The sequence below is a fragment of the Lactobacillus sp. genome, from assembly GCF_051873315.1.
In the GTDB taxonomy this organism is placed as follows: Bacteria; Bacillota; Bacilli; order Lactobacillales; family Lactobacillaceae; genus Lactobacillus.
Window position 1 is genome coordinate 1 of record NZ_JBJEES010000034.1, and the last position, 3240, is coordinate 3240.

A 3240-nucleotide genomic window follows, 5' to 3' on the forward strand; every position below is an offset into this window, starting at 1 on the left:
GGCGACCATAGTCCGGTGGTCGTAATTTTCCAAGAAGATCTTGACCTCAGGCCTAACCTTCCTGTATTCCTGGATCAACTCGCCAATGACATAGCGGTCATAGCCGGACCCGGCAAATCCGATGGTGAGCATGGTATTGACTGACTGGGCTACTTCCCGGGCGTGGGTGACGGCCTTGTTGAACTGGGTGATGACCGGCTGCATCCCCTGGTAAAAGAGCTCACCGGCCGGGGTTAAATTGACTTCTTTGCGGCTGCGGTAGAAGAGCTTGACATTTAGATAGCGCTCTAATGAAGAAATTGACTGGGAAACAGCCGACTGGGTAATATTCATGTTTTGGGCAGTCCGCGAGAAATTCAAGCTTTCCGCCAAATCAAGGAAAATTTTGATTTTATCGGTATTCATGGATAGTATTAGTCTTTCTGATTAATTTTGCTAGTTCGCTTTATGAGCACAGAATACCCCATTATTTAGCTCAAGTCAAAGAATCAGCAAAAAAATTGATTAATTATTTCAAAAATATAATCAATTCTGGACAAAGGCGATAAGGGCGGGCTTTTGCATGAAAACAGCAAGCGCTTCATGTAGATTTTTGCAGAAAAATTCAAAAAAGTTTGTAAAAAGGTCTTGCATAATATGAGAGACCTGTTAGAATTAATTTCAACAAGTTAAGCGAAGGAAGTAGTACCTGCTCCCCTGACTCTTCAAGCGAGTTTCGTAGTTGAAAGGAAACAGAGCCAGCGCGGGGAACGCAGCCGGGAATATGACCGAGAAGCGGCCATCGTTTGATTCGCGTTAAGAATCAAGAGGGTCCAGCCGGATTTGGCTGGGAATTAAAGGTGGTACCGCGAGCAAGTCGTCCTTTTGCAATTAGCAAAAGGGCGGTTTTTTTTGCTAGAAAAGGTGATAAAAATGAGGCGCATTAACGAATCAGATTAAAAGCAAGTTAGAATTTTACAGGAGAGAATATTAATGAACATCGACAAGAGCAAGATCAAGAAAATCGTATTGGCATACAGCGGCGGCTTGGACACTTCCGTAATCATTCCCTGGCTGAAGGAAAACTACAACAATCCGGAAATCATCGCGGTTTCCGCCAACGTCGGCCAGGGCGATGAACTGGAAGGGCTGGAAGAAAAGGCCAAGAACTCCGGGGCAGCTAAATTGGTTGTGGCCAACTTGGAAGAAGAGTATGTCAACGATTATCTGCTGCCATGTCTGAAGGCAGACGCCAAGTACGAAGGCTACCTGCTGGGGACGGCCAACGCCCGTCCTTTGATCGCCAAGGCTTTGGCGGAAGTAGCCATTAAGGAAGGGGCCGACGCGATTGCCCACGGGGCAACCGGGAAGGGCAACGACCAGGTGCGTTTTGAATTAGGGATCAAGCACTTTGCCCCGGACATGCCGATCATTGCTCCTTGGCGGGAATGGGACCTGGTCTCAAGAGAAGATGAAATCGACTACGCCGCCGCTCACCATGTTCCTTTGCGGATCAGCAAGGAAACCAACTATTCTAAGGACAAGAACCTCTGGCACTTAAGCCATGAAGGGCTGGACCTGGAAGACCCAAGTCTTGAGCCAACTTATGAAAAGCCGGGCTTTTTGGAAATGGGCGTGTCACCGCTTGACGCCCCGGACAAGCCAACTTACCTGCAGCTGGACTTTGAAAAAGGCGTGCCGGTTGCCTTAGACGGGCAGGAAATGCCCTTGATGGAAATGCTGGAGAAGCTGAACAAGGTCGGCGGAGAAAATGGGATTGGCCTTTTGGACTTGGTTGAAAACCGTTTGGTTGGGATGAAGTCAAGAGGGGTCTATGAAACTCCAGGCGGCAGCATTCTTTACTTTGCCCATGAATACCTGGAAACCATCACCCTGGACAAGCAGGTTCAGCACAAGAAGTCAGAACTGGCTATTACTTACGGGGAACTGGTTTATGACGGGCAATGGTTCACTCCATTAAGAGAAGCACTGGCTGCTTTTGTCGACAAGACCCAGGAGTGCGTGACCGGGACGGTCAAATTGAAGCTCTACAAGGGCAATATCATCAAGGCCGGGGTAACTTCGCCAAACAGCCTTTATTCAACTGAGCTGGCAACTTTTGACGAATCCGACTACGACCAGGCGGAAGCTGCAGGCTTTATCAACCTCTTCGGTCTGCCAATCCAGGTGCAAGCAAAGCTGGACGCTAAGAAGAAGTAAGACGGGACAAGTTTTTTAGATTAGGTGATTGTGATATGAAAAAGATGTGGGCCGGCAGAACTTCCGGTAAGACTGACCAGATCGCGGACGACTTCAACTCATCGATCCGTTTTGACCAAAGAATGTATCCAGAAGATATTGCCGGCTCCATTGCCCATGCCAAGATGCTGGCCAAGCAGGGGATTATTCCTAAAGAAGAAAGTGAGAAAATCATTGCCGGCTTGGAGGGCATCTTAGCTGACTTAAATAGCGGCAAGCTGGAAATTGACCCGGCCGCTGAAGACATTCATATGTTTATTGAAGAAACCCTGACTGACCGGATTGGCCAGGACGGGAAGATGCTGCACACGGCCCGGTCAAGAAACGATCAGGTAGCCCTGGATATCCGCTTGTACATGCGGGAAGGAAACGGGCAGATCAAGCAGCTCTTAAAAGACTTGGTAGCGGCTCTTTGCGACCAGGCGGAAAAGTACAAGGCTAGCCTCATGCCTGGCTACACCCACCTGCAGCGGGCCCAGCCGGTCACTTTTGGTCACCAGCTGATGGCTTATGCCTACATGTTTATGCGGGATCTGGACCGATTGGGGCAGATGGAAGAGCGGATGAACTATTCGCCAATCGGCAGCTGCGCTTTGGCCGGGACGACTTACCCGATCGACCGGGTTTATGAGGCGGAACTTTTGGGCTTTAAGGCTCCGGTAGCCAATAGTTTAGATGGGGTAAGTGACCGAGACCACGTGGTTGAAGACTTAAGCGACCTGGCGCTGGTGATGATGCACCTGTCCCGCTTAAGTGAAGAGCTGATCTTGTGGTCATCTTGGGAATTCCACTTTGTCCGCCTGGCGGATGCTTATACGACTGGCTCTTCCATCATGCCGCAGAAGAAAAATCCTGACATGGCCGAACTGGCCCGGGGGAAGACCGGCCGGGTCTACGGGGATTTGATGGCAATTTTGACGACCTTGAAGGGACTGCCCCTGGCCTATAACAAGGACATGCAGGAAGACAAGGAGGCCTTGTTTGACGCCATCGACAATGTTG

3 protein-coding genes are annotated in these 3240 nt (G+C 49.7%); 2 read left to right on the forward strand and 1 reads right to left on the reverse strand.

The annotated features are described in order from the left end of the window. Positions 1-405: LysR family transcriptional regulator (locus tag ACI32D_RS01605; RefSeq protein ID WP_439774915.1), on the reverse strand; the 405-nt coding region annotated here is incomplete at its 3' end. Between the two features lie 567 nt (positions 406-972). Between ACI32D_RS01605 and ACI32D_RS01610 the strand changes: the two genes are divergently transcribed. Both ACI32D_RS01610 and argH read left to right on the forward strand, forming a co-directional pair. Beyond that, positions 973-2199, forward strand: coding sequence for an argininosuccinate synthase (locus ACI32D_RS01610; protein WP_439774916.1), 1227 nt, complete (start codon positions 973-975; stop codon positions 2197-2199). 35 nt (positions 2200-2234) lie between these two features. Continuing rightward, a partial coding sequence (gene argH / locus ACI32D_RS01615; RefSeq protein ID WP_439774917.1) for an argininosuccinate lyase occupies positions 2235-3240 on the forward strand: 1006 nt, incomplete at its 3' end.